This is a genomic window from Ruegeria sp. HKCCD9138 (genome assembly GCF_057220975.1).
The window spans coordinates 199,540-224,883 of record NZ_JBWVAZ010000007.1 but is presented as its reverse complement, the minus strand read 5'-3'; the positions used below and the strand labels follow the sequence as shown (position 1 = coordinate 224,883).

General features: G+C 55.0%; 24 protein-coding genes and 1 tRNA gene. 7 read left to right on the top strand and 18 right to left on the bottom strand.

Annotation, left to right across the window (positions count from 1 at the left end):
* Positions 1 to 202 (bottom strand): hypothetical protein (locus AC2TEL_RS14030; protein WP_480904630.1); only part of this gene is annotated, 202 nt, incomplete at its 3' end.
* A gap of 513 nt (positions 203 to 715) precedes the next feature.
* On the opposite strand from AC2TEL_RS14030, the gene AC2TEL_RS14025 reads away from it, so the two are divergent.
* Positions 716 to 1,015, top strand: a complete 300-nt coding sequence (locus AC2TEL_RS14025) for an immunity protein TriTu family protein (protein WP_480839809.1) — start codon at positions 716 to 718, stop codon at positions 1,013 to 1,015.
* Positions 1,016 to 1,680: 665 nt separating this feature from the next.
* Here AC2TEL_RS14025 and AC2TEL_RS14020 read toward each other — a convergent pair.
* From AC2TEL_RS14020 to iscR, 12 genes are all read right to left on the bottom strand, one after another.
* Entirely contained in the window at positions 1,681 to 2,976 is a 1,296-nt protein-coding gene (locus AC2TEL_RS14020) for a hypothetical protein (protein WP_480904627.1), read from the bottom strand.
* Positions 2,977 to 2,986: 10 nt separating this feature from the next.
* Entirely contained in the window at positions 2,987 to 4,354 is a 1,368-nt protein-coding gene (locus AC2TEL_RS14015) for a tyrosine-type recombinase/integrase (protein ID WP_480904625.1), read from the bottom strand.
* 113 nt (positions 4,355 to 4,467) lie between these two features.
* A tRNA-Arg gene (locus AC2TEL_RS14010) sits at positions 4,468 to 4,544 on the bottom strand.
* A gap of 75 nt (positions 4,545 to 4,619) precedes the next feature.
* Positions 4,620 to 5,840, bottom strand: a complete 1,221-nt coding sequence (locus AC2TEL_RS14005; protein ID WP_480904622.1) for a cysteine desulfurase — start codon at positions 5,838 to 5,840, stop codon at positions 4,620 to 4,622.
* 12 nt (positions 5,841 to 5,852) lie between these two features.
* Positions 5,853 to 6,419, bottom strand: a complete 567-nt coding sequence (locus AC2TEL_RS14000; RefSeq protein WP_480904619.1) for a Yip1 family protein — start codon at positions 6,417 to 6,419, stop codon at positions 5,853 to 5,855.
* Positions 6,416 to 6,901 carry a YIP1 family protein gene (locus AC2TEL_RS13995; protein ID WP_480839821.1) on the bottom strand — a complete coding sequence of 162 codons (486 nt, stop codon included), beginning with the start codon at positions 6,899 to 6,901 and terminating at the stop codon, positions 6,416 to 6,418. Before AC2TEL_RS13995 ends, AC2TEL_RS14000 begins: the two co-directional genes overlap by 4 nt.
* Positions 6,901 to 8,181, bottom strand: coding sequence for a Fe-S cluster assembly protein SufD (gene sufD / locus AC2TEL_RS13990; protein ID WP_480904616.1), 1,281 nt, complete (start codon positions 8,179 to 8,181; stop codon positions 6,901 to 6,903). The genes AC2TEL_RS13995 and sufD overlap by 1 nt, the downstream gene beginning before the upstream one ends.
* On the bottom strand, positions 8,181 to 8,936 hold the full coding sequence (gene sufC, locus AC2TEL_RS13985; protein WP_480839825.1) for a Fe-S cluster assembly ATPase SufC: 756 nt from the start codon (positions 8,934 to 8,936) through the stop codon (positions 8,181 to 8,183). The genes sufD and sufC overlap by 1 nt, the downstream gene beginning before the upstream one ends.
* A 49-nt stretch (positions 8,937 to 8,985) precedes the next feature.
* Positions 8,986 to 9,189, bottom strand: a complete 204-nt coding sequence (locus tag AC2TEL_RS13980) for a hypothetical protein (protein WP_480839827.1) — start codon at positions 9,187 to 9,189, stop codon at positions 8,986 to 8,988.
* On the bottom strand, positions 9,189 to 10,709 hold the full coding sequence (sufB, locus tag AC2TEL_RS13975; RefSeq protein WP_480839829.1) for a Fe-S cluster assembly protein SufB: 1,521 nt from the start codon (positions 10,707 to 10,709) through the stop codon (positions 9,189 to 9,191). Before sufB ends, AC2TEL_RS13980 begins: the two co-directional genes overlap by 1 nt.
* An 18-nt stretch (positions 10,710 to 10,727) precedes the next feature.
* On the bottom strand, positions 10,728 to 11,771 hold the full coding sequence (locus AC2TEL_RS13970; RefSeq protein WP_480904614.1) for a cysteine desulfurase family protein: 1,044 nt from the start codon (positions 11,769 to 11,771) through the stop codon (positions 10,728 to 10,730).
* Positions 11,772 to 11,831: 60 nt separating this feature from the next.
* Positions 11,832 to 12,290, bottom strand: a complete 459-nt coding sequence (iscR, locus tag AC2TEL_RS13965; RefSeq protein ID WP_480839833.1) for a Fe-S cluster assembly transcriptional regulator IscR — start codon at positions 12,288 to 12,290, stop codon at positions 11,832 to 11,834.
* Positions 12,291 to 12,470: 180 nt separating this feature from the next.
* Between iscR and AC2TEL_RS13960 the strand changes: the two genes are divergently transcribed.
* The 5 genes from AC2TEL_RS13960 (at position 12,471) to AC2TEL_RS13940 (ending at position 16,865) form a co-directional block, all read left to right on the top strand.
* Complete coding sequence (locus AC2TEL_RS13960) at positions 12,471 to 13,124, top strand: alpha/beta hydrolase (protein WP_480839835.1); 654 nt, start codon at positions 12,471 to 12,473, stop codon at positions 13,122 to 13,124.
* The gene (locus tag AC2TEL_RS13955) at positions 13,124 to 13,369 is read left to right on the top strand and encodes a hypothetical protein (RefSeq protein ID WP_480839836.1); all 246 of its coding nucleotides are present in this window, start codon (positions 13,124 to 13,126) and stop codon (positions 13,367 to 13,369) included. The genes AC2TEL_RS13960 and AC2TEL_RS13955 overlap by 1 nt, the downstream gene beginning before the upstream one ends.
* 388 nt (positions 13,370 to 13,757) lie before the next feature.
* Positions 13,758 to 14,093: an SMR family transporter gene (locus AC2TEL_RS13950; protein WP_480840234.1), complete on the top strand. Its 336-nt coding sequence runs from the start codon at positions 13,758 to 13,760 to the stop codon at positions 14,091 to 14,093.
* A gap of 76 nt (positions 14,094 to 14,169) precedes the next feature.
* The gene (gene typA, locus AC2TEL_RS13945) at positions 14,170 to 15,987 is read left to right on the top strand and encodes a translational GTPase TypA (protein ID WP_480904611.1); all 1,818 of its coding nucleotides are present in this window, start codon (positions 14,170 to 14,172) and stop codon (positions 15,985 to 15,987) included.
* 422 nt (positions 15,988 to 16,409) lie between these two features.
* Positions 16,410 to 16,865 carry a hypothetical protein gene (locus AC2TEL_RS13940; protein WP_480904608.1) on the top strand — a complete coding sequence of 152 codons (456 nt, stop codon included), beginning with the start codon at positions 16,410 to 16,412 and terminating at the stop codon, positions 16,863 to 16,865.
* Between the two features lie 194 nt (positions 16,866 to 17,059).
* On the opposite strand, the gene AC2TEL_RS13935 is transcribed toward AC2TEL_RS13940, so the two are convergent.
* The 4 genes from AC2TEL_RS13935 to recA form a co-directional block, all read right to left on the bottom strand.
* On the bottom strand, positions 17,060 to 17,698 hold the full coding sequence (locus AC2TEL_RS13935; RefSeq protein WP_480904605.1) for a transglutaminase-like cysteine peptidase: 639 nt from the start codon (positions 17,696 to 17,698) through the stop codon (positions 17,060 to 17,062).
* A gap of 295 nt (positions 17,699 to 17,993) precedes the next feature.
* The gene (locus AC2TEL_RS13930) at positions 17,994 to 18,281 is read right to left on the bottom strand and encodes a DUF1330 domain-containing protein (protein ID WP_480839844.1); all 288 of its coding nucleotides are present in this window, start codon (positions 18,279 to 18,281) and stop codon (positions 17,994 to 17,996) included.
* Between the two features lies 1 nt (position 18,282).
* Positions 18,283 to 20,955, bottom strand: a complete 2,673-nt coding sequence (gene alaS / locus AC2TEL_RS13925) for an alanine--tRNA ligase (RefSeq protein WP_480904602.1) — start codon at positions 20,953 to 20,955, stop codon at positions 18,283 to 18,285.
* 183 nt (positions 20,956 to 21,138) lie between these two features.
* Positions 21,139 to 22,203 (bottom strand): recombinase RecA, encoded by a 1,065-nt coding sequence (recA, locus tag AC2TEL_RS13920; RefSeq protein ID WP_480904600.1) that lies wholly within the window; start codon positions 22,201 to 22,203, stop codon positions 21,139 to 21,141.
* A gap of 192 nt (positions 22,204 to 22,395) precedes the next feature.
* Here recA and AC2TEL_RS13915 point away from each other — a divergent pair, with 192 nt between their 5' ends.
* Positions 22,396 to 22,989: a gamma-glutamyl kinase gene (locus AC2TEL_RS13915; RefSeq protein WP_480839850.1), complete on the top strand. Its 594-nt coding sequence runs from the start codon at positions 22,396 to 22,398 to the stop codon at positions 22,987 to 22,989.
* Positions 22,990 to 22,994: 5 nt separating this feature from the next.
* Here AC2TEL_RS13915 and AC2TEL_RS13910 read toward each other — a convergent pair whose 3' ends face one another.
* On the bottom strand, positions 22,995 to 25,286 hold the full coding sequence (locus tag AC2TEL_RS13910; RefSeq protein WP_480904597.1) for a hybrid sensor histidine kinase/response regulator: 2,292 nt from the start codon (positions 25,284 to 25,286) through the stop codon (positions 22,995 to 22,997).
* Between the last annotated feature and the right edge of the window lie 58 nt (positions 25,287 to 25,344).

Here is a 25,344-nt window from a genome sequence, read left to right as displayed (position 1 = left end):
GATGTGCCAAGAGTTCCTGCACACCAGAACGACATTCATTGAGGATAGATGTCCGCTCAAGTCCGACAGTCGACGTTTGAAGACCTGATGAGCGACCAAACAATGCGGATGACAGCTTTGAGCCCACACCTGCCAAGATGCTCGATTGATGCTTCTGCAGAGAAATGGCATTGGTTGAGCATTGAAGCACCGCCAGCAGCACCTTTGGGTATCGAGAAGAAGGAACACATATTGTGATTGGTCCTAGTGAACAGTTGCCAAGCAAAGTTGAGCATCTCGTTGATACTGACCTTGATCCAGAGACCGGGGAATGTTCATACTTTTACAATTACTTGCTGTACACCTTTGAACATACCGGCACACTGATTACAGCACGAAGCTATATGGACGACGTCTCCGAAGTGAGTATTCTGCAGTGTCCTACTGATATCGACATTGAGAGCGAACTAAGCGGTATTTTAGCCTATCTGCGACTCAGGTATTCAGCGGTCAAACGTCTTGGTGCAAGTGGCTATACCAAAATTTAGAACGTCTTCTTTGTCCGCTTTGCCGACATTCGAGCCGTGTAGACCAACCGAAACTGTCAGATGACCGGTTTTAGCCCGGTGCAGATAAGACGAAACAGCGACGTGTTCAATGCCTACTCACGCATTGACGGTCGGCCAAACCGGCAACAAGATGGCTGCAACGTTCAGATTATGGCTTTGTGAATTTGATGACACCTTCTATCGAACAGTTTTCAGAACTTGCCAGACATCAACTGCTACCCGTGTTGCCAAATCCCAAACTGGTGATTTGTAAGCCGACGTCAAACTCGTCGGTATATATTGAGTGTGAGGGTTTTTCAGCCATTGGTCGGCTAACCTATTGGGAACAAGGCACTGCATTTTGCGAGGTCTTGGATATGGCGTCAGGCGACGAAATCTTCACTCACCACTATAACGTCGGGTCTACGACGGAACTGATAGGAGTGTTCGATGCTTTTCAGGTACAATTAGTCAGGACCACCGACTAGCTAAGGGAACATAGCACTAAGGCGGAACGGCAGCTAAGTCCGCACAGCAGACCTTGATGAACCGTGCGGCTAAAGCCCGCTTTGTGCGAACAGTAATGGCTGCACAATCCTATTTCGGTCGAGAAGCAATCCGACAAGTATACAAGGCACTAAGAAGTTGTCTGATGAAATCTCAAGAGCTTTTATTGACGCCCTAAAAGTCGAAGGTTGAAATCATGCTTCAAAAGCAACTACCAACCAATTGATATCAAGTTAAAATTAAGCCCAGTGTCTACTGACCTAAAGGCCCTCTGAGAGCCTCTTAGAGCCCCGTAGAGCGGTCCATTGCGACCGCTTGGCCTTCCCCTACCAGAAAGAAGCAAACGGCCCTGTATTACTCCTTTGGATTGATCCAATGAAGCCAAGCATCTCGTCGATTCTATTGATGAATAAAGGAATCTCAAAGCTACGCAAACTTGACAAACACTCCGAGCCATCCAACGACGGCCTTAGCGTTCATAGTAACCCGTAAGGTAGGACATTATGGTATCTATCGTTAGCATTTTAGAAGTAGACTACAAACAATCTAATACACGTCGTATGGCAAAACCAAATCTTACACATAGGAGCAGTAAGTAATTGAATCAGATAAGGTATTAGTCTCAGTATCTATTGAGGATACTTCTTCATTGAAGTTTCATCTCTAAGGTTGGCTTAACACCAATATGCTCATCAAATACTTCGCTGAACACTTCTTCAGCAGTACCAATATCCCGTGCGCGAACGATCAAACAGTCATGGATTGGAAGAGCTGGAATGTTGTGTTGCCGTTTCAATGTGAGCAGGGTTTGGTTCATAATATTCGAGTCCATAGCTTGCAGTCTCAGCGAGTTTAACCCACGAGCCTCAAGATCATTCAAAAAGGGATATTGCTCCAAAAGTTTTATTTGGACTGGGTTGCGTCTACCGCTTACCCTTCCATTGCCAACAATAGTGTGCACTGTCCGTTTGACTTCGTCGCGGTCAAAACCATCGATCTCATACAGGTCAACCCCAACGTCATAATCGAAACCGAACAATCCATGTAGCATGGTTAGTTGACAGGCTTTAATGTCAATTTCAGCTGTTGCTTCACCACCAATCTGGATACCTTTCCGGTTCTCAGATTTCCAATTGATGTAGGTGGAATCAGAGCCATAAAACCTGCCACCCATATCCCATTGGTAGTCCTCGGTATCCCCATTGTTGAATAGACGATACAGCACAGGTGGAGCACCAAAGCTGTATTCCCACTCACTCAAAAACTCATTGATTTCCCGAACATCAGATTCAAGTGCGTCCGTCAGTGGCGTTTTTGCGTATTGGATGTTTTTCGTCTTAGTCTGATCTCTTGCCTTTGTTGCTCTGAGACTGATCGGTTGGGACTTTTTCTGCTCCGTTCTGAAATGCAGAGACAGCGTTGCTGGGCTGATGCCGAAGTCTTCGAGTTTACTCAGCAAAACGGGCGTTGCCCTAAGTCGTGTAGCCCATCGTTTGTTCGGAGTGTTTGGGTGGTATATCTCCCCATCCCAATCGTCACTACCTCTGAAGCCATCAACGACATCCATCAGCCCCATTAGAGGCCATTCTTTCTTTAGGGTTTCATAGTGCCTGCTGGTAGCCAAAGTGACTTTGAATTTGGTTCTGTCCCCCAATCTCCAACAGTAACCATTTGACTCTGTGTTCAGTGATGCTTCGAGCAAGTCGCCAATAAGAGCAGCGATCGTAGCTTTCAACGATAGAGCTACTTCAGCTTTGAGACCTCTTTTTCTTCTTCCCTGCCCTCTTTGAAACGAAACAGTCTGATCAAGTAACGCATCAACAGCCGTATGAGCTTCGTCCGAAAAGGGAAGCATCACCAAGGGGGCCATTTTTGCTGCCCTCAGTTCTTCAGGTTCAAAGTCTGGTTTGAATTTCTCTGCAGTGTACTTGTCGTCTTTCATTTCTGTTTACTTAAACCAATTTCATTGAACTCACTGCACTTGGCTTCTCGCATTCGATCATATGCAGTAGATGATTGTGAAGAACCGAGAGCTCATGTCCTAATCCGTAGGATTCCCCTACACCGTAAGTCTTCCAGCCCCCGATCCTGTCATGAATATCCTTTGGACAGCCTGTATTTCTTAGTCTGTCTTTCATCGAATGCCTTAGGCTATGCATACTTTGCTTTTCACCTCTGAGTCCCTGTTGTGTTAGCCATTTGTTCAACGCGGCTGAGGTTGCATTTTTGTCGTAGTCACCATGCCTAGTGACCAGAGGAAAAAGATAATCCTCTTCTGACGCAGCCATAGCTTGCTTCACACCCCATAAAGCCGCACCAACTAAGGGGACCTTCCTAGCTGATCCGTCGTTTTTGACTTCTCTAACGCTATTTGCCGCGATGCAGACATACGGTATCGGTGCTTCCAAATGGACATCACTCCGAAGTAATCCGGCAATCTCAGACAGTCTCGCACCAGTATCGCTTAGGGCTGCAATCAACCACCTACGCTCATCGTTGACCTTCATACATCGTTTCTGAATTGACATAATCTGTTCAACTGTGAACGGGTTCTTTGTTTGTTCAAAATCCCTTTCGGATTCCGGTATTTGCAGTTTCTCTAGTGGGTTATTCATTTCGACTTCGAGTTCGAAGATAGCCGTCTTGAATACCGGCCTCACCTGAGCGAGATACCTTTTTATGGTGGCCTTTTTCACACCGCTGCCAAGCAGGTCCTTAACGTAGGCGTTCCCGTGTTCCCGCCGAAACTGATCTATTGGCATGTCTCCATTGACCTTTATGAACCTTTGTGTGGCTCGGTCAAACTGAGGGTCTGACGCCCGTCTTGGATGAAAGTACAGGTGCTTCACGATAGCTTCAGAGAAGCTGGGGCAAGTGAGTTTATTCAGTTCATCACCTTCAGCATAAAACAACTCAGCTGCCATCCTAAGGCTTGCTGGTAGGCGTTCCTTCACGATACCGGGGTTGTTTCCGTACGGGTCGTGAGAGTGAGCGAGGAGTTCATTTACAAACTCATCCGGCTCGATGTCGTATTTGTCGTATTCGACGGCTTGACCCGGCTTCAGACCATACTTTCGCAATACCGCCATTCCCTCTTCTCTAGTCTGAAGGTCTGACTGCCCCTTCGACCTCAACAGGCTCCACTCTCTGTCGATGCGCCAAGTCTCTTCGAGTGACCGCTTTGCTGCCAATGCAGGGTTGTCAGTCTTGAGCGAGAAAAACAGATGGGCCTTCCCATCGTATCTATTCTGTAGGTCGGACGGAATTCGACGGCGATAGTAGGCTGTGTCCCTACGCCACTCTACGTATTTTATCTTCATACTGATTGGGCCGATTTTGAACCAACTTGCTGCCATGTGTCACCTAATGTGTCACCTAACAGAGCGCAATAACAAACTAACTCATTGTATTTGTTATACTATGTTAATTGATATGGCGCACCTGAGAGGATTCGAACCTCTGGCCTCTGCCTTCGGAGGGCAGCGCTCTATCCAGCTGAGCTACAGGTGCCTTGAGGGTTAGCTACCCTCGTTCCGGAGTGGGTGCAACTGCAAATCCGCACTGCAATCGCACCTTTAGGCCCATTTACGCGAACAGATCATGCGCCAGTTCCAGTGCGTCAACCAGCGTGTCCACCTCGTCCGTCGTGTTATACAGACCAAAGCTCGCGCGGCATGTGGCGGTCACCCCGAGGTGATCCATCAAAGGTCCGGCACAATGATGCCCTGCCCGCACGGCAACCCCTTTTTTGTCCAGAATCGTCGAGACGTCGTGCGCGTGTCCGGCCCCGTCCAGAGTGAAGCTGAATATGGCGGCCTTGTTGGCGGTCGTGCCCTGAACCTGCAACCAGTTGAGGCCGGTCAGACGCTGCATCGCATAGTCCCGCAAACCCGCTTCATGCGCGGCAATGGAATCCATTCCAAGATCCATCATGTATTCTAAAGCTGCGCCCAAGCCGATGGTCTGCACAATACCTGGCGTTCCAGCCTCGAACTTCATGGGCGGGTCGTTATAGATCACCTGATCCTTTGAGACTTCCTTGATCATGTCGCCGCCGCCAATGAACGGGCGCATCTCGGCCATCCGTTCGGACTTGATGTAAATCGCGCCTGATCCGGACGGGCCGTACAGTTTGTGACCGGTGATGGCATAAAAATCGCATCCGATATCCCGAAGGTTCACCGGCATGTGCACGGCACCCTGGCTTCCATCCACCAGAACGGGCACGCCCTTGGCGTGGGCACCTTCGGTTATGGTTTTGACATCGACCACCGTTCCCAGGACGTTGGAGCACTGAGTTACGGCCACCAGTTTGGTTTTCGGGCCGATCGCGTCGATCACTGCTTGCGGATCAAGGTGCCCGGCAGCATCCACGTCGACCCATTTCAAGACAATACCCTGACGTTCGCGCAAAAAATGCCAGGGAACAATGTTGGCGTGATGTTCCATTACGCTCAGAACAATCTCGTCACCGGCCTGCATGCGCGGCATGGCCCAACCATAGGCGACCAGATTGATCCCTTCGGTCGTACCTGAATTCAAAACGATCTCGTCCTCGTTCGGAACGCCCAGGAACCGCGCAACCGTACCGCGGACAGCCTCGTATTTCTCGGTTGCTAGGTTCGAAAGGTAGTGCAGACCACGATGAACATTGGAGTATTCATGCGCATAGGCTTGCGTCACCGCATCGATCACCACCTGAGGCTTCTGCGCCGACGCGCCATTGTCCAGATAGGTCAAAGGCTTCCCGTTCACCTGCCGTGACAGGATCGGAAAGTCAGAGCGGATTTTCTGCACATCGTACATAGACTGTATTCCCTATTCCGGCCCGCTTGGGGTCAACAGAAGGACGAATGGAATGGCCGCGAGACCCGAAACCAATATCACCAGAAAAGACTTTCCCAATGATCCGAACTGATGCGCCTGATTGAGAAAATGCAATGTGATGTAAAGGCTGAACAGGCTCATCGCCAGGATGAGTGGGCGCAGCATCGGCGGAAGGGCCAGCGCCAGGAAAAAGATAATGACCTGGGCTGCAACCTGCAGATACTGCAACCAGATCAAAAGCGCCATGACCCCGTCGAAAGACCCCTTGCCGCCAAACAGACGGCCGATCAAGAAAAACGCACCAATGCTCAGCATCAGCGCTCCGGCCGTGGTGATCAGAATATACCATACCGGTTCCGACAAGTACTGAAGGTCCGGGTCGATGACCGGAAAGACAAGACCGGAAGCCGACTGGACCAACGTATTCAGAACAACCGCAAGGCTGAAGGCCAGCCACAATACGTCGCGACCAGGGCAGTTCGCCAGAACTTGTCGGGCGGCCTCAGCCGGATTGGCGACCGTCAACACGGCCAGGCTGCGCAGGGCGGATGTTGTCATGAATTGCGACCTTCCGCCTGAATGAGACCGGATATCCAAAACCACACGAACACAGCCACCCACGCGATGCCAACTAGGTTCAGTGCCGCACCCTTGCCGATAAACCCGGCAACAAGGCCGTTCAGAAGCACAAGAGGTGTCGATGCCAGAAGTGCCCAGAACAGAGCCAGACGTGCCCCGTAGGACGAACCACCGCCACCAAACACTTTTGAAACCAGATGTGAGAGCCAGGCCAGACAGTAAAAAAGCAAAGGCAGAATGATGATCGAGCCAAGCAGGGCCCCACCCATCTGCATGCTAAGGTCCAATCCCTCGACGTGAGCCCTGCGAGCAAGCCCGGGCAGTTGAGCGATGAATGCGATGACGCAGAATGACATCACAATCGCCAATGCACGGTCTTCCCGCTGCCCCATATCCAGCAGACGGCGCACAACGCGTCCCGGGCCGCGATACGTGGCCACGATATCCGATGTCACGGGCATCAGCGACGGCGTGCCAGCCATTCTTGCAGACGGGACACGATGACATCCGCCAGGGCCTGGTCTTCGATCTCATCCACAGCCTCAGCCAGGAATGCCAGCGTCAGCATGTCCGTTGCATCTTCTGCCGGCACCCCGCGCGAGCGGAGATAGAACAACGCCGTTTCGTCAATCGCACCGGATGTTGAGCCATGCGAACACGCAACGTCGTCTGCGTAGATCTCCAGCTCCGGCTTTGCCAGGAATTGGCTGTCATCATCCAGAAGCAACGATTGACTGATCTGGTATCCGTCGGTTTTCTGAGCACCTTCCTTCACCAGAATCTTGCCCTGGAACACTCCGGTCGCCCCGTTGCGCAGCACCTTCTTGAACACCTGCCTGCTTTCGCAGTTCACCGCATCATGGGTCACGAAAACCGTATCATCGTGGTGAAACTCGCCATCGCCGACACATGCGCCCGCGATATGAGCGACAGCGTTATCTCCGGTAAGTTCCACGACCTGTTCGTTGCGTGTCAGAACGCCGTTCACGGTCAGAGTGAACGATTTGTATACCGACTCGGTCCCCATACGCGTGAACATGTGGGTCGCGGCGCGGCGTTGATGGTCCCGTCCCTGCGCGCGGATATGGTGCAAGGTGCCACCGTCCGCGATGTCGATCTCCATGCACTTGTTGAAGCGGGACGCGGCCGGGCCGTTTTCCAGGATCGTCACCTCCGCCCCGGTCTCGACTCGGATGACGTGGTGCAAAATCGCGTCTGACGTTTCCGACGCATGGCGGTAGATCAGGCTGATCGGTTTGGACGGCTTTCCGGTCACGTTTATCGCCACGCCATCCGATGCAAAGGCGGTATTCAGTGCCGCCAGCGGGCGCGGAACAGGGGACTGCCCCTTTGCTTCAAGAACGCCGTACAACTCTTTGGCCCAATGGATGTCCTTGCAACAGATATCCTCAAGCCGGTCGATAGTAACGCCTTCCATCTCCAGATTATCCGATTCTTCGGGGCTGAATACGCCATCGACAAAGACGATCTTCAACCGGTCGAACTCATGAAACATCATGGGTTCGTCTGTCTGGAAAACGGCCGCAGATTGCGCATCAGGCGAAATCAAGGTATCCGGCCGGGTGTATTTCCAATACTCGTCCCGCCGTCCGGGCAATCCGAGTTCCCGAACGCGCATCAGTGCCGCTTCGCGCGCTGTGCGCGTGCAACCGGCATCAGGCATGCTCAGAGAGGCAAGCCGCTCTTCCGTCGCGGGTTGTTTTGCTTGAGCCAGCGCCATCAGTTCACCTCGGCAAGAATGTCGGCATAACCGTTGTTTTCAACTTCAAGTGCAAGATCGGGACCACCGGATTTAACGATGCGACCGTCTGCCATGATATGAACAACATCCGGTTGGATGTGGTCCAGCAGACGCTGATAGTGAGTGATCACCAGAAAGCTGCGCCCTTCATCCCGCAGCGCGTTCACGCCTTCGGCCACCAGCTTCATGGCGTCCACATCAAGGCCCGAGTCCGTCTCGTCCAGGATGCACATCTTCGGCTCAAGCACGGCCATCTGCAGAATTTCGTTGCGCTTTTTCTCGCCGCCGGAAAAGCCTACATTGACCGGGCGCTTGAGCATATCAGCGTCGATCTTCAGCGATTTCGCCTTGGCGCGAATGACTTTCAGGAAATCCGCCGCCGACAACTCCTCTTCGCCCCTGGCCTTGCGCTGCGCGTTCACGGCCGTGCGCAGGAAGGTCATGTTGCCGACACCGGGTATTTCGACCGGATACTGGAACGCGAGGAAAAGACCAGCAGCCGCACGTTCTTCCGGCTCCTGCTCCAGCAAGTCTTCGCCATCCAGAGAGGCCGAGCCGGCAGTCACCTCGTACCCATCGCGTCCCGACAGCACATAGCTGAGTGTCGATTTTCCCGACCCGTTCGGCCCCATGATCGCATGTACCTTGCCGGCCTCGACGGTCAGGTCTACGCCTTTGAGGATTTCCTTTTCTTCTTCCTCAAGTTTGACGTGCAGGTTCTTGATTTCCAGCATGATTTGTCCTTTTGCGTATCGCAAGGGGCGCCTCGGCCCCTGTGTGTTCCTATCCCAGAATTTTGCGGATCACGCGGGCGGCAATCCAGCCAAGGATTGCCCCTCCACCGACCGCCCAGACCGGGTTAATAAATTCCATGTAGTTGGTGTTCACATAGGCCACGCCGAGCAATCCGCCCAGAACCGGAAGTGCGTATCCCAGAGCGGTCAGCACATCATCCCGCTGAATGCGTTTGCGTGGCGTACGTGTCATCAACCGACCGAACCTTCCAGCGAGATCGCCACCAGTTGCTGCGCTTCCATGGCGAATTCCATCGGCAGGGCTTGCAAAACATCCCTGCAGAAGCCGTTGACGACCAGCGCCACGGCCTCTTCTTCGTCCATACCGCGCTGGCGGCAATAGAATAGCTGGTCGTCATCCACTTTCGAGGTCGTCGCTTCATGCTCGACCCGCGAAGAATTGTTGCGGACTTCGATATACGGCACCGTGTGGGCGCCACATTTGTCTCCGATCAACAGGCTGTCGCACTGGGTGTAGTTGCGCGAGTTCTTAGCCTTGGGATGCATCGACACCAGACCACGATAGGTATTCTGAGCCTTGCCCGCACTGATCCCCTTGGACACGATCCGCGATTTGGTGTTCTTGCCCAGATGAACCATCTTTGTGCCGGTATCGGCCTGCTGATAGTTGTTGGTGATGGCGATCGAATAGAACTCACCCTGGCTGTCATCGCCGCGCAGAATGCAAGACGGATACTTCCAAGTCACCGCCGAACCGGTCTCGACCTGTGTCCACATCACCTTGGACCGGTCGCCCCGGCAATCAGCGCGTTTGGTCACGAAGTTGTAAATTCCGCCCTTGCCGTTCTCGTCGCCCGGGAACCAGTTCTGAACGGTCGAGTATTTTACCTCGGCGTCCTCTTCGACGATGATTTCAACCACCGCCGCATGCAGTTGGGCTGTGTCCCGCTGAGGGGCGGTACAGCCTTCCAGATAAGAGACATACGAGCCCTTATCGGCAATGATCAGAGTACGCTCGAACTGACCGGTGTTTTCCGCGTTGATGCGGAAATAGGTGCTCAGCTCCATCGGGCAGCGCACGCCGGGCGGCACGTAGACAAACGAACCGTCCGAGAACACAGCCGAGTTCAGAGTTGCGTAGAAGTTATCGGAAACCGGCACCACGGAGCCGAGATACTTCTTGACCAGCTCTGGATGCTCGCGGATCGCTTCGGAAATCGAGCAGAAGATGACACCCGCCTTCTTCAGTTCTGCCTGGAATGTCGTACCCACGGAAACCGAATCGAACACCGCATCCACGGCCACCTTGCGACCTTCCGCAGGGGCATCCTCGGCGCCTTCGACGCCGGCCAGAATCATCTGCTCTTTCAGCGGGATACCAAGCTTCTCGTATGTCGCCAAAAGCTTGGGATCGACCTCATCCAGAGATTTGGGCTTTTCCTGCATCGATTTCGGACGCGCATAATAATACTGATCCTGAAAATCGATCTTCGGATAGTTCACCATGGCCCAGTTGGGTTCGTCCATCTTGGTCCAGCGCTCGAACGCGGACAGGCGCCATTCGGTCATCCACTCCGGCTCTTCATTCTTTTCCGAAATCAGACGAACGATGTCCGGAGACACGCCCTTGGGCGCGTATTCCATTTCGATTTCAGTTTCCCAGCCGTATTTATAAGTGCTGACCTCGCGCACCGCGTCCACGGTTTCCTGATCGACACCTTCTTTTACCTGGGTCTGGTCCAAAGCGGCCATAAGACACCCTCCGTCAGATCACGCGGCACGCGCGTGATGCTTTTTCTCTTTTTCAAGCCACGTTTCCGCGAAACGCAGCACATCCTCTTTTGTCGTCTCCGGCCCCAGCGAAACGCGGATCGCGCTTGCAGCCGTCAATTCGTCGTAGCCCATGGCCGTCAGGACCGTGCTGGCCTTGACCTTGCCGCTGGAACACGCAGACCCGGCGCTGATCGCAAATCCGGACAAATCCATCTGCATGACCTGCGTCTCACCTTTCCAACCGGGGGTGGCAAAACACAGTGTATTGGGGAGTCGCTCCTGATCTTTCCCGACAAAAATAGTAGATTTAGAGCTGGCCTCAAGAGCGTTTTCTAGAATATTTCTAAGTTCTGCGACTTTTTCCCAAATACCATCTGCCAGATCCCGCGCAGCCGCTTCAGCCGCGGCTCCGAAACCCGCTATTCCAATGACATTTTCAGTGCCCGAGCGGCGGCCCATCTCCTGTCCGCCCCCCTTTATCTGTGCAGGCAGATCCGTGCCACGTTTCATGACCACGGCACCAATGCCCATGGGGCCGCCAAGTTTGTGGGCCGATATCAGCGCCATCTCAGCGCCCAACCAGTTGAATGCGACGGGCAGTTTACCAAACGCCTGCGTTGCATCTGTAACGGCAAGCCCATCCGGCAGGGCCTGAACAATGCCCGTTTCGGAATTCGCCAGTTGGAGGGTCGAAACCTCAGGGCTGATAACTGCAACGTGACCGTTGGATGAAACGGATAAACTTCCGTCAGTCCAAGCCCGCACCGCATCATGTTCAATCTCGGCGCCTTGCAAACCACGCCCCGCCAGTGCCAACGCTGCGCCTTCGGTTGCGCCAGATGTAAAAACAATGTCTGCCCCATCCGCGCCAAATGCCGCCGCAACCTGCGCGCGCGCCTTTTCAACCAGCGCCTTGGCAGCCCGGCCTTCGGCGTGGACCGATGAGGGATTTCCCGCAACGTCCATCGCTGCAATCATTGCAGCGCGCGCCTCGGGTCGAAGCATGGTCGTAGCGTTATGATCCAGATAAACACGTTTCATGGATACATCTTTTTTAGCGGGCTCTTGGTGTCTTGTGATGAGAAATAGGGTGTCATGCCATCAGTCGTCCACGACTGAGAACAAGCTTGGTACGGCCGGGCACGGCGCCAGGTCATTCTGGATGACATCCGACAACCGTGTCTGGTGCAGAAACACATAAACGTTGGCGCTCAGACTCTCCCACAAACGGTTGGTCAGGGATTGGGCCCTGCTACCCGACGAAGCACCCGAAGCCCCCGCCCCTTTTTGCAGCGCGTCCACGGTTTCATCTACAGCCGACAGAATCTGAACCACACGGATATCCGATGCAGGGCGTGCCAGCCTGTAACCCCCGCCGGGTCCGCGAACCGACGCAACCAGTTCGGCACGTCGGAGTTTGACGAACAACTGCTCAAGATACGGCAGCGAGATGTCCTGCCGCTCGGAAATTTCTGAAAGCGTCACCAGTTGGTCAGCCGGCTGCAGCGCAATGTCCGCAAGCGCAACCATTGCGTATCGGCCCTTGGTTGACAGCTTCATTGTATTCCCTCGTGGCAAGAATAGCGCGAAATCATTGACGCCGCCGCAGCCAGTGCGTATCTCCCACTGACAGCGTTTTTACGCGACCCAAATGTAATTAGAACCGTTCTAAGGTGCCCGACGAATACCGTCAAGTATATCTGGGTGCCAACGTGTTAAAAAGACAGGACCAAAGCACACATGCCCGAGGTGATTTTTCCCGGACCCGAAGGCCGCCTGGAAGGCCGTTACCACCCGCAAAAGGAAAAAGACGCACCGATCGCCATCGTGCTTCACCCGCACCCACAATTCGGCGGGACCATGAACAACAAGGTGGTCTATAACCTGCACTATGCGTTCTACAACATGGGTTTCACCGTGTTGCGCTTTAACTTCCGCGGCGTTGGGCGCAGTCAGGGCGAATATGACCAGGGTATTGGCGAGTTGAGCGATGCGGCATCCGCGTTGGATTACCTGCAATCGATGAACAACAACTCGAAACACTGCTGGGTCGCAGGGTTTTCGTTCGGCGCTTGGATTGGCATGCAGCTTCTGATGCGCCGCCCCGAGATCACGGGCTTCATCAGCGTCTCGCCGCCTGCGAACATGTATGATTTCTCGTTTTTGGCACCCTGCCCGTCTTCAGGTCTGATCATCAATGGTTCGGCCGACCGTGTTGCGCCACCGGCAGACACCACCACACTGGTCAGCAAACTGCACGAGCAAAAGGGCATCACCATCACTCATAACGAGGTTGAGGGTGCCGACCACTTTTTCCAGGATCGTCACATGGACACGTTGATGACCGATGTGACCGAATACGTGAAACGCCGACTGACCGAGAACACGCGCTAATGTCCGACACAATTACCACCCTCGCCTCAAGGCTGGCCGAAGACACGATGAAAGTCATGGATGAAACCGGCGAGGATCGGTTCTTTGTCGAAGTCGGAGAGGTTCTGGGTGCCGCGTCGCAAACGCTGGAAGAGGCATTTCTGACCGAAATCCGTGTGCGTCTGGCCGAGCGCAAGGCGCGGCAATTTGTGGTCAAGAAACTGTCCCAGCACCGCTCGAAACTCAAGGCGATCGAAAAGCAATAGCTGCCTTAGACATTGGGTGAAACAAAATAAAAGGAGCCCGAAGGCTCCTTTTATTCTATCGCAGGTGATTTGCGCTCAAACCGAATTACCCGTTAACCGCTCAACAATTTGGGCTGCATCTTTGTCGACGGACCCCCCGTCTGCAAGCCACCCCAGCGCCACGATCAAGAACGATATGATGATGACGGATTTTGCAAATGTCGTCATTTTGAACTCGCTGAAAAATCACTAATAAACGCAGGCAGTCTACCACGGGTTCTCCGTTGCCGAACAGTCGGGATAACCTGACCTCCGGTCAACTCTCCCTTTGATTGAAAACAGAAACCTGCTTGCCGAAACACCCGGATTCGTGGTCAACCAAACCCACCATTCAGCAGCGAGTGAAACCGTGCCCAACGCTTACTTCATCCTCTTGTTGGCCGTTGTTGCCGAAACCATCGGAACAACTGCTCTGCAAGCCAGTCAGCAATTTACGCGCCTGTGGCCTTCGGTGTTGGTCGTCGTGGGGTATGGCTGCGCGTTTTACCTGTTGGCATTGACCCTCAAGGTGATGCCGGTGGGTATCGTCTATGCAATCTGGTCTGGTCTGGGGATTTTCCTGATCGCTCTGATCGGTTTCCTGGTTTTCGGTCAAAGGCTCGATTGGCCTGCAGTGCTTGGATTGTCGATGATTCTTGCAGGTATCCTGATCATTCACCTGTTTTCGAAGACGGCTGGGCACTAACCGCGCGTTTGGGCTGGTAACTTGTTCCAAGCCGCGCTATGCGCGCGGCAACTTCCCGTTCAAAGGCTGACCTCTCATGGACCTGCGCAATATCGCAATCATCGCTCACGTGGACCACGGCAAGACCACTCTGGTGGATGAGCTGCTCAAACAATCCGGTGCATTCCGGGAGAACCAGGCCGTAGCCGAGCGCGCCATGGACAGCAATGACCTGGAGCGTGAACGCGGCATCACAATTCTGGCGAAGGCAACCAGCGTCGAGTGGAAAGACACCCGCATCAACATCGTCGACACCCCCGGCCACGCCGATTTCGGTGGAGAGGTCGAGCGGATTCTCAGCATGGTGGACGGCGTTGTGCTGTTGGTCGACGCGGCCGAAGGTCCGATGCCGCAGACCAAGTTTGTAACGTCCAAGGCCCTGGCGCTGGGTCTGCGCCCGATCGTGGTGCTGAACAAGGTCGACAAGCCAGATGCCGAACCAGACCGTGCGCTGGACGAATGTTTCGACCTGTTCGCCAACCTTGGTGCGGATGATGATCAGTTGGACTTCCCGGCCATGTACGCCTCGGGCCGTTCGGGCTGGGCGGATATGGAACTGGACGGTCCCCGCAAGGATCTAAGCGCACTGTTTGATCTGATCGTCGATCACGTACCGTCCCCCAAGCAGATCGAGAAAAAAGATGAACCGTTCCGTATGCTGGCCACCACACTGGGCAGCGATCCGTTCATCGGCCGCATCCTGACCGGTCGCGTCGAAAGCGGTACGCTGAAGGCGGGCGACAGCCTCAAGGCGCTCAGCCGTGACGGCGCACTGATCGAGAATTTTCGCGCCTCGAAAATCCTGGCTTTCCGCGGCCTGGCGCAGCAGCCAATCGACGTTGCCGAAGCAGGCGACATCGTCACCATCGCGGGGATGAGCAAGGCCACCGTTGCAGACTCGCTGGTCTCGCCACAAGTGGATGAGGCCCTGCCCGCACAGCCCATCGACCCACCAACCATCACAGTGACATTCGGTATCAACGATTCTCCGCTGGCCGGGCGTGATGGCAAAAAAGTGCAGTCCCGCGTGATCCGAGACCGGCTGATGAAAGAGGCCGAGTCGAACGTTGCCATACGCATCTCAGATACCCCCGGCGGCGAGGCCTTCGAAGTTGCCGGCCGCGGCGAATTGCAGATGGGCGTCCTGATCGAGAACATGCGCCGTGAAGGGTTCGAGCTCAGCATTTCCCGGCCACAGGTTCTGTTTCGTGAAGAAGGCGGCCAGCGTTTGGAGCCCGTCGAGGAAGTCACTATCGACGTGGATGACGAATACTCTGGCGCAGTTATCGAAAAAGTCACAGGGGCGCGGAAAGGCGAGCTGGTCGAGATGCGGCCTGCCGGTACCGGCAAAACCCGCATCATTGCTCATGTGCCTTCGCGCGGCCTGATCGGCTATCACGGCGAATTCCTGACGGATACCCGCGGGACCGGCGTTCTGAACCGCGTTTTCCACGGTTGGGCACCGCACAAAGGTCCGATCCCGGGTCGTCGCGCCGGCGTTCTGATTTCGATGGAAAATGGTCAGGCGGTCGCCTATGCGTTGTGGAATCTGGAAGAGCGCGGCCGGATGTTCGTCGGTCCGCAAACCGATGTATATCAGGGAATGGTCATTGGCGAGCATTCGCGCGACAATGACCTTGAAGTGAACCCCCTCAAAGGCAAGAAACTGACCAATGTGCGCGCCAGTGGTTCGGACGACGCAGTCAGGTTGACACCGCATGTTCAGTTTTCACTGGAAGAGGCGATTGCCTATATCGATGACGATGAACTGGTCGAAGTTACGCCGAACGCCATTCGTCTCCGCAAGCGCTTCCTCGACCCACATGAACGAAAACGGATGGCCAAATCTGCGTGAGATTAGGGGCATCATTGCTCCCAAAAATGGAAACAATGGCACTTCTGTGACATTTTTAAGTCACTCACTAAAATAGTGGTCTTCTAAAAGCCCGGCAACTGCCCGGGCTTTCTCTTTGATTTTCTGGTGACTTCTACCTAAGGTTGTTCATGATGATGAAATCCGGGCTTTCTTCCCCCTGTAAATGTGGCAGCTTTAAGGTATAGCCGTGTCCAGAGTGCGGCGCTGCGAGTCTTCGTGGCTCCAACGGGTAAAGAGTACTGAGGAGGCGCATTATGCGCATGAGATCAAGGTTACTTTCGTTTGTTTTTGTTTCGGCATCGTTGCCAATTTTATCATCCGGCGCGGCCTATGCGTCCGAGATGTGCACGGTAAAAACAGCAAGACAATCCGTGTCTTCCAATACACTGTGCGCGTGTGATGTGGTCAGCTCTCGTATGCTGCGTTACATCCAGCGGCGGGCGGATTTTGAAGAAATTCTGCAACGCACGCTGCTTGACTGTCCGCGATTTGCGGCAGTTCTGACGGACTTTCCCACGGCATCTACGCTCGGGAACACCCAGCGATCGGGTGACGGTCGCGCTGAAGAGGAACCGAACGACTCGACGCCTGGAACCACTGGCGGCCCGGGCAATGATGATCCAGACGGCGACGATCCGGTTGGTGAAGATCCCAATGGTGGCGGCGACGATCCGGTTGGTGAAGATCCCAACGGCGGCGGCAACGACGGAGGCGAACCCGACGACGGCACGACCGACAAAGACGACGATGAAGTCGACGATGAAGTCGAGGACGATGGCGTAGACGAAGAAGACGATGAAGAAGAAGAAGAAGAAGAAGAAGAAGAAGAAGAAGAAGAAGACGATGGACCAGACTAGGTCCACATCGATGACGATCGTGACGAAGAAAGAATGACTACTGTTGGCGGCTATTGCGATGAAACTTACGGCAAGTGCTCAAGACAGAGGCGCCTACTGCCAAAACGCTTGACAGTTATCAAAAATGGGCGGCCCATCGGTCGCCCATTTTGTGTTGAACACAGTGGGCAGGTTTGCCCGTGCCAATCACGATTTCAACTGCTCCGAAAAACCCCGACCCATTGACGAGGTTGTTTCGGATCTTGCATGCGAAGAAACAGATACCGCGTAGCCGTCCAGGGTTTGATTCGACTAGTGAGGTTATCCAGGACCAGGTCCCCTCTGGCTGATCGATAGACCAACACCGCATGAGAGTTTCTGCGTGTATCCAGCACCGTAGCGATCAGTAGTTTACTGGGATCGATGCCTGCCTTGATCAGATCCCGCTTTTTCAGAAGTGCAAAATCCTCGCAGTCGCCGCCCCTCGACGTCGGAAGGGCCCAGTGCTCGGCGCGCCTGTATTGCGACTGGTCCGTTACCGATCGCGTGCTTGCGTTTACCTTCCGGTTAATCAGCTTGACCAGTTTCATCTCCTGGTCGCTGGACATGCTGATTGACGGTTTGGTCGCACAGGCCCAGGAATACTGCGCGCACAGGTCGCGCGCACCAGATGGAGGCTGTGAAGCCATCTGCCCTGGAATAAAGGCGGATTCGGCGGACGAACTCGTGGCGCCTGACACCGAAACACCAAAAACCAGAGCAATGATGGCTCCGGTTTGCCGTAATGTGCCTTGTGCATCCGCGACAAGCTTGGAGCAGAACTTTGTCATCGTCATCCCTCGATCAAACAGCATCCGAGCGATTACTTTTTCGTGCACCCATATTCCGATTCTCTTATCTATCGAGATCGGAGGCGACAAAGCAATCACGGGTCAGTTTGGGGATGAAAAACGGCGGAAATTCGTAACTCTTTTGGACAATTTCCGCTCAACAAAGTGGCGAGGACGGCCACAATTCCAAGCCTGTTGCTATCTGGCGTGCCAATGACGCACTCAATCCACGTGCCAACCATTTGCACGGGAAGGCACATATTCTAACAACAGCAGTGGGTTCTGACGCATGCACCCGGTGCGTCAGAAAGTGTTTAGGTTATTCCGTGATCTCGACGACGACGAGTTCCCGCTCACTGGCACCGCGGGCATAGTCGAGCGCCGCCTGGTACTGCGCCGAATTGTAACATTCCACCGCCGCTTCGACGGACGGGAAACGAGCCACGACATTGCGGGGCCGCTCTTTCCCTTCCAATTGAACGTATCTGGCGGCGCGTGCGATGAATTCGCCACCATGAGCCGCAATCGCTGGTCCGGCCAGTTCCGCGTATTTTCCGTAGGCTTCGCTATCCGTCACCGTGACATGCGCAATCCAGAGTGCAGGCATCTTATCCTCCCAATATCTTTTCGGCCGCTTTTATCGCGGCGTCAGAGTTTGATGCATCCTTGCCGCCACCCTGCGCCATATCCGGGCGTCCACCGCCGCCTTTTCCGCCCAACTCGGACACGGCCGCCTTGACAAGATCCACGGCAGAGACCCGATCCGTCAAATCTGATGTCACGCCGGCGGCGACGGCTGCTTTTCCACCGGTGTCCGCGATCAGCAAAACCGCGCCGGAACCAAGGCGCGCCTTGTGTTCATCAATCAACGTCGGCAAATCCTTGCCGGAAACGCCAGACAGTGCCTGCGCCAGGAACTTTGTTCCGTTGACGTCCCGCGCCTCGGTTCCGCCGCCCTGCCCCGCACCACCTGCCATGGCGAGATCCCGGCGCAACTGTGCCACCTCGTTCTGCAATGCCTTGCGTTCGTCCAGCAGCGTCTTGACCCGACCAACGACATCATCAGGCTGCGCTTTCAGCTCGAGCGCAATCTGCGCCAGTCGATGATCCTGCGCCGAGAGATACCGGAACGCCTCGTCCCCAGTCAGTGCTTCGATTCGGCGTACACCGGCACTGCTGGCACCGTCTCCGAGAATGACGAAGGTGCCGATGTCGCCGGTCTGGCGCACATGCGTGCCGCCGCACAGTTCAATCGACCAGGTTTCGCCGTCATGTCCCTTGCCGGTGGGCGCCTTGCCCATCGAGACTACGCGAACTTCGTCACCATATTTCTCGCCAAACAACGCCTGAGCGCCCAATTCGCGTGCGTTATCGGGCGTCATAACCCGTGTTTCGACGGTCGAGTTCTGGCGGATGAAATCATTAACCTCACGCTCGACCTTTTGAATCTCGTCCAGTGTCAGCGCTTTGGAATGGCTGAAATCGAACCGTAGCCTGTCTGCGGCATTCAACGAACCTCGCTGCGCCACATGATCGCCCAGTGTTTCGCGCAGTGCTTCGTGTAACAGATGCGTGGCCGAGTGGTTGGCGCGTATGGCGGTGCGACGGGCGTGATCCACCTCAAGCTCGACGGCGTCGCCTTTCGACAAGGCACCCTGGCTGACGGTCACGCGATGCGCATAGACCTTGCCTTCGGCGAACTTGCGCGTGTCTTCCACGCGGGACACATCCTGCATATTCTCAAGACGCCGGATTTCGCCGGTGTCGCCAATCTGCCCGCCGGCTTCGCCATAGAAAGGCGTCTGGTTTACGACAACCCATCCGGTTCCGCCCTGTTCGATCGTATCGACCAAAGCGCCATCAACGATCAGAGCGGCCACCTGGCCTTCGGCTTTCTCAGTCTCATAGCCAAGGAAATCCGTAGCGCCAGCGCTATCCAGAACGTCGAACCAGACCGCCTGATCTGCCGACGCACCAGACCCGGCCCAAGCCGCGCGCGCCTTCGCCTTTTGCTCGGCCATTGCCGCATCGAACCCGTCGGTATCCACAGTCCGGCCCTTCTCGCGCAGGGCATCCTGCGTCAGGTCCAGCGGGAAACCGTAAGTGTCGTAAAGCTTGAATGCCGCATCACCGGGCAGCGCCGCGCCATCCGGCAAGCTTGCAACTTCGTCATCCAACAGCTTCAGTCCGCGATCCAGCGTCTGCTTGAACCGCGTTTCCTCCAGCAGCAGCGTTTCTTCGATCAGCGGCTGCGCCTGACCCAGTTCAGCATATTGCGCGCCCATCAGTTGGACCAACGTCGGCACAAGACGGTGCATGACCGGGTCTTTCGCACCCAGCAAATGTGCGTGGCGCATGGCACGGCGCATGATCCGGCGCAGGACATAGCCGCGCCCGTCATTCGAAGGCATAACACCATCCGCAATCAGGAAAGAGGTCGACCGCAGGTGATCGGCAATCACCCGGTGGTGCACGTTCTGATCACCATAGGGATCAACACCGGTCGCGTCAGCCGAAGCCTCAATCAGCGTTTTGAACAGATCGGTGTCATAGTTGTCGTGACTGCCCTGCAGCAAAGCCCCAATCCGCTCCAGCCCCATGCCGGTGTCGATCGACTGCATGTCAAGCTCGACCATCGAGCCATCCTCGAACTGCTCGTTCTGCATGAAAACGATGTTCCAGATCTCGATAAACCGGTCGCCATCTTCTTCGGCCGAACCCGGAGGGCCACCCCAGATGTGATCGCCGTGGTCATAGAAAATCTCGGTACAGGGTCCGCATGGACCGGTTGGCCCCATTTGCCAAAAGTTGTCGTTGGTGGCGATGCGGATGATGCGATCCTCGGGCACGCCGACCTTTTTCCAAATCTCGAATGCCTCGTCGTCGGTATGATACACAGTCGTCAGCAGGCGGCTTTTGTCGATGCCGAATTCCTTGGTGATCAGCTCCCACGCAAACGGGATCGCGTCGTTCTTGAAGTAATCGCCAAACGAGAAGTTACCCAGCATTTCGAAGAACGTATGATGACGTGCGGTGTAACCGACGTTGTCCAGATCATTGTGCTTACCGCCCGCGCGCACGCATTTTTGTGCCGTTGTAGCACGCTGGTAGTCACGCGTTTCGACGCCGGTAAAAAGGTTCTTGAACTGAACCATTCCCGAGTTCACGAACATCAGTGTCGGGTCATTGCGCGGCACCAACGGGCTGGAGGCCACCACTTCGTGCCCCTGCTTGGCAAAGTAGTTCAGAAAGGTCGAGCGGATATCGTTCAGCGTGGGCATGTGGGCTCTCTCAGCGCGCAATCATTTTGTTCCGAAGGAGGTTTAGCTGCGCACCTCGGGAGTGTCCACAGGCGAGGCGTGCCGGAACGAAACAAGGCGGCCTCGTTGGACCGCCCTGTTCCCGATAATCTCCGCCCCACTCAAATAGTCGTGTGGATCTCTGCTGATCTTGTCAGCGCCCGATCAAGCTTCGAGGATGTCATCCTCTTCCGCTTCGGGCGGCATTTCAAAGTCCAGACCATGGGCTGCGCGGATCTTGTCTTCGATCTCCAGCGCAACTCGACCATTGTCGCGCAAATACTGCTTGGCGTTTTCACGCCCCTGTCCGATCCGCTCATCCCCGTAGCTGAACCACGAGCCCGACTTCTCGACGACACCGGCCTTGACGCCCAGATCGAGCAGTTCGCCCATTTTCGAGATGCCTTCGCCATACATGATGTCGAATTCCACCTGCTTGAACGGCGGGGCCACCTTGTTCTTCACAACCTTCACGCGGGTCTGGTTGCCGACAACCTCATCCCGGTCCTTGATCGCGCCGATGCGGCGGATGTCCAGACGGACCGAACTGTAGAATTTCAGCGCGTTCCCACCGGTGGTGGTTTCCGGGCTGCCGAACATCACGCCGATTTTCATCCGAATCTGGTTGATGAAGATGACCATGCAGTTCGAACGGCTGATCGAGCCGGTCAGCTTACGCATCGCCTGGCTCATCAGGCGGGCTTGTACCCCGACATTGCTGTCACCCATATCGCCTTCGAGTTCGGATTTCGGCGTCAGCGCCGCTACCGAGTCGACCACAACCATGTTCACCGCGCCAGAGCGGACCAAAGTATCTGTAATTTCCAACGCCTGCTCACCGGTATCGGGTTGCGAAATCAGCAACTCGTCCAGATCGACACCCAGCTTGCGGGCATATTGCGGGTCCAGCGCATGCTCCGCGTCCACGAACGCACAGACGCCGCCGCGTTTCTGTTGCTCGGCAATGCAATGCAGCGTCAGCGTGGTCTTACCCGAGCTTTCAGGACCGTAAATTTCCACAATCCGCCCCATCGGCAGACCGCCGATACCCAAAGCAATGTCCAGCCCCAGCGAGCCGGTCGAGCTTGCTTCGATATCCTGCTTGGCGTCCTCGCCCAGCTTCATGATCGAGCCCTTTCCGAACTGTCGCTCAATCTGGGCCAGCGCGCTGTCGAGCGCCTTTTGCTTATCTGCGTTTTTCTTGTCGCTCATCGTCAGAAGATCCGCCATTGTCCTGTCGCCTTCCCTTTTGTCACACCCTTGATCGGGCGGCAATCGCTGCTTTGTTCGCCTCTTGTTCCTTATGAGATCAAAAAGAGAACATTTCAATAAAAACTTACAGTTTTCACAGTTCCTCAATTGTATTAAAGAGTCGTTTACGACAATCTGAAAACTCAAAAGCATTGAAGGTAAAAGAAAAAAATGCTTGTTTTCTACAAGGAACGGCTTGCGCTTTTGTCCGTTCCCAAAACCGGAAGCTCTGCCTATCTGACAGCTCTTCGGGATCGCGCCGATCTTGTTGTGGCTGGTCCGCCGGAACTGAAACACGCAACTGTCCGGCGGTTTGATCGGTTTTTCCAGTCCGTCTTTCAGAAGATGTTTGATACCGAAATGGAGATCATGGCCGTCGTGCGGGAGCCGGTCGACTGGCTGGGCAGCTGGTACAGGTATCGTGGCCGCCCGGAACTGGACGGTCACCCCAACTCGACCAAGAACCTCAGTTTCGATGCTTTTGTCCGGGCATACTTGCAAAACCCCCGGCCGGCCTTCGCTGATGTCGGCAGTCAGGCCGGGTTTTTCCGTACCCGCAGCAACGGTGCCGGGGCTACGTATGTTTTCAAATATGAAAACCAGTCGGCGATACAGAATTTCCTGCAGGATCGCCTGAACTGTGACATTCAGTTGCCACAGGAAAACGTATCCCCAAAGCGGCCCATGGATCTGTCTGCTGAGACCGATGCGTGGTATCGACGCGAATATGCCGATGACTTCGCGCTACACACATCTGCGCGCTAGCTTCCTCAGTTGAGCTGCTGAAATACAGCCTCGGTCAGTTGCGTGAGCGAAAAGGGTTTCGGCAGGAATGTCGAGTTTTCGATTTCAGGGCCTGAATCACCAAATACGCCTTCTGTGTAACCGGACATGAACACCACGCAAACATCCGGTCGTGTTTCCATCGCCTTGCGTACCCAGGTTGGGCCATCCATGCCCGGCATGACGACATCGGTGACAAACACGTCGACGGACAAGGTCTGATCCTCCAGCAGTTGCAGCGCGGCTTCAGCCGATTCGGCCTCGAGCACCGTGTAGCCCTTCAACCTCAGAGCCCGCGTCGCGAAGGCACGAACAGGTGCCTCATCCTCGACCAACAGGACAACGCCCTCTCCCTGCTGAGCGCCCTGCTCATCCGGGGCAGTTATCGATTCAGGTTCAGCGGTTTCCACGGCGGCACATACGGGAAGGAAAACGGTAAACTCTGTGCCGTGCCCGAGTGTGCTATCGACAAAGATGAACCCGCCGGTTTGCTTGACGATCCCATAGGCCGTGGACAGCCCCAGACCGGTCCCTTCACCGGTGCGTTTGGTGGTATAGAAAGGCTCGAACACTTTCTGCAGCTTATCCGCAGGTATCCCCACGCCGCTGTCAATCACCTTAACGGTCACGTATTCTCCGGGCGGCACTGTGGCGCGATCTCGTGTCAGCGGTTGGTCCAATGATGCGATTTCGGTTTCGATCCGAATTTCACCACCTTCGGGCATAGCATCACGGGCATTGACGACAAGGTTCATCAAAACCTGTTCAAGTTGTCGTTTATCCGCCCGGACCGGTTTGAGCACCGGATCGTGGCTGAGGGTCAGGCGGACCTTTTCCCCAACCAGCCGGTTCAGCAAATGAATGAGATCCGAGATCGTATCGCGCAGGTCCAACACTTCGGGCCTGAGGGTCTGCTTGCGCGAGAACGCCAGCAACTGGCTGACGAGTGCTGCCGCCCGATTGGCGTTCTGATTGATCTGAACAAGATCCCCGTAGTTCGGATCGCTTTGATCATGGCGTAGCAATAGCAGGTCACAGTGACCAGAGATCGCTGTCAGCAGATTATTGAAATCATGCGCAACACCACCAGCCAGTTGTCCGACGGCCTGCATTTTTTGACCTTGCACAAACTGCGCTTCTAACGTTTTCAATTCGGTCGCATCGTTAAGAACGGCGATCAGGCAGATCTCCCCATCCTGAAAAACCCTTGACAGTGTGACCTGCACAAAAACCTCTTTGTCGGCACGGGTCAGCCGCAAGAATTCGGAATGCGGCGGCAGGTCCTGCTCGGCAGTGCGGGTGAGCCATTCCTGAAGAGGATGCCCCAGCCCCTGCATGATGTCTTCGATATTTGTTTCACCCGGTTTCAACTCTCCGATCAGACGCGCAGCAAGCCGGTTCGTTTCAAGGATCTCACCCTCGGGCGACAGCCGCATGATCGGCACGGGCAGATCGGCAAAGGACTTTTCGCCGTTTTCAGGCCCAACGCCCCGAACCGGAACCAGCGTTATGTCCCGATTCACCCCACCGTCACGAAGTGTCGACACAACCACAATCCGCGGACCATCAGCTGTCTGAAGACGCTGCATTCCGCCATTCAGGGAAACATCCCTTGGAATAATCTGGTCCAGCGAAGTCAGCTCTTTACCCAGCAACTGCCGCGCTGCATCGTTGGCTTGCGTTATGATTCTGTTGCGCCCGATTGTAAGCAATGGGGCTGTGATATCGATCCGTTGACTTTGCGAGTCCAGTCCGACCCGCCAGTAACAGAGATCGCTTTCAAGCCTGGTTACGCTGATTGATGTGGTCCGCCCCCGCGTTACAATATCCTCGCCAGCATGACCCTGCTTTCGGGCTCGCGCCTGTAGTCGCAGCAGTATCGCGGCTGGATTGGCGAAAAGTGACCCCAGACAGACATCCAGCCTTTGCCCGTTGCGCACCTGAAACCGTGCGCGCGCATTTGCGTTTGCAGTCTGCAGGTCTCCATACGCGTCAGTTATGAAACAGGCATCGTTTTCCTGTTCTATCAGCGCAATCAAAACCGCATTCTTGCGTTCGGATATTCGCGTGTCCAGCAAGGTGAATGCCGTTTGAAGCAGAACGACCAAAAGAAATGAGAGGCCGACAACGACCACCCCTGTATTCCAATGGCCGGGGAACACGCCAAAAACCGGAAGAACGCACAGAAAAAGCGCTATCGCGCCTAACGAGAGCAGACGTGCACGCCCATGTCCCCATTGTGGCAGAGGCGGTGGCAAATTCTCAGCAGTGTCCGGCATCAACTACTCGACGTGATAAATTTCAAATCAGTATCGGATCGCAATGGTTAACCACTGC

What these genes read in the sequence shown, in the direction of transcription:
- AC2TEL_RS13970 (WP_480904614.1), bottom strand. Translation starts at nt 11,771, where the DNA reads ATGAAACGTGTTTATCTGGATCATAACGCTACGACCATGCTTCGACCC.
- AC2TEL_RS14025 (WP_480839809.1), top strand. Translation starts at nt 716, where the DNA reads ATGACACCTTCTATCGAACAGTTTTCAGAACTTGCCAGACATCAACTG.
- iscR (WP_480839833.1), bottom strand. Translation starts at nt 12,290, where the DNA reads ATGAAGCTGTCAACCAAGGGCCGATACGCAATGGTTGCGCTTGCGGAC.
- AC2TEL_RS14000 (WP_480904619.1), bottom strand. Translation starts at nt 6,419, where the DNA reads ATGACAACATCCGCCCTGCGCAGCCTGGCCGTGTTGACGGTCGCCAAT.
- AC2TEL_RS13930 (WP_480839844.1), bottom strand. Translation starts at nt 18,281, where the DNA reads ATGCCTGCACTCTGGATTGCGCATGTCACGGTGACGGATAGCGAAGCC.
- AC2TEL_RS13935 (WP_480904605.1), bottom strand. Translation starts at nt 17,698, where the DNA reads ATGCTGTTTGATCGAGGGATGACGATGACAAAGTTCTGCTCCAAGCTT.
- AC2TEL_RS13915 (WP_480839850.1), top strand. Translation starts at nt 22,396, where the DNA reads ATGCTTGTTTTCTACAAGGAACGGCTTGCGCTTTTGTCCGTTCCCAAA.
- recA (WP_480904600.1), bottom strand. Translation starts at nt 22,203, where the DNA reads ATGGCGGATCTTCTGACGATGAGCGACAAGAAAAACGCAGATAAGCAA.
- AC2TEL_RS14020 (WP_480904627.1), bottom strand. Translation starts at nt 2,976, where the DNA reads ATGAAAGACGACAAGTACACTGCAGAGAAATTCAAACCAGACTTTGAA.
- AC2TEL_RS13955 (WP_480839836.1), top strand. Translation starts at nt 13,124, where the DNA reads ATGTCCGACACAATTACCACCCTCGCCTCAAGGCTGGCCGAAGACACG.
- sufB (WP_480839829.1), bottom strand. Translation starts at nt 10,709, where the DNA reads ATGGCCGCTTTGGACCAGACCCAGGTAAAAGAAGGTGTCGATCAGGAA.
- sufD (WP_480904616.1), bottom strand. Translation starts at nt 8,181, where the DNA reads ATGGCGCTGGCTCAAGCAAAACAACCCGCGACGGAAGAGCGGCTTGCC.
- typA (WP_480904611.1), top strand. Translation starts at nt 14,170, where the DNA reads ATGGACCTGCGCAATATCGCAATCATCGCTCACGTGGACCACGGCAAG.
- AC2TEL_RS13995 (WP_480839821.1), bottom strand. Translation starts at nt 6,901, where the DNA reads ATGCCCGTGACATCGGATATCGTGGCCACGTATCGCGGCCCGGGACGC.
- AC2TEL_RS13910 (WP_480904597.1), bottom strand. Translation starts at nt 25,286, where the DNA reads ATGCCGGACACTGCTGAGAATTTGCCACCGCCTCTGCCACAATGGGGA.
- AC2TEL_RS13960 (WP_480839835.1), top strand. Translation starts at nt 12,471, where the DNA reads ATGCCCGAGGTGATTTTTCCCGGACCCGAAGGCCGCCTGGAAGGCCGT.
- alaS (WP_480904602.1), bottom strand. Translation starts at nt 20,955, where the DNA reads ATGCCCACGCTGAACGATATCCGCTCGACCTTTCTGAACTACTTTGCC.
- AC2TEL_RS14015 (WP_480904625.1), bottom strand. Translation starts at nt 4,354, where the DNA reads ATGAAGATAAAATACGTAGAGTGGCGTAGGGACACAGCCTACTATCGC.
- AC2TEL_RS14005 (WP_480904622.1), bottom strand. Translation starts at nt 5,840, where the DNA reads ATGTACGATGTGCAGAAAATCCGCTCTGACTTTCCGATCCTGTCACGG.
- sufC (WP_480839825.1), bottom strand. Translation starts at nt 8,936, where the DNA reads ATGCTGGAAATCAAGAACCTGCACGTCAAACTTGAGGAAGAAGAAAAG.
- AC2TEL_RS13980 (WP_480839827.1), bottom strand. Translation starts at nt 9,189, where the DNA reads ATGACACGTACGCCACGCAAACGCATTCAGCGGGATGATGTGCTGACC.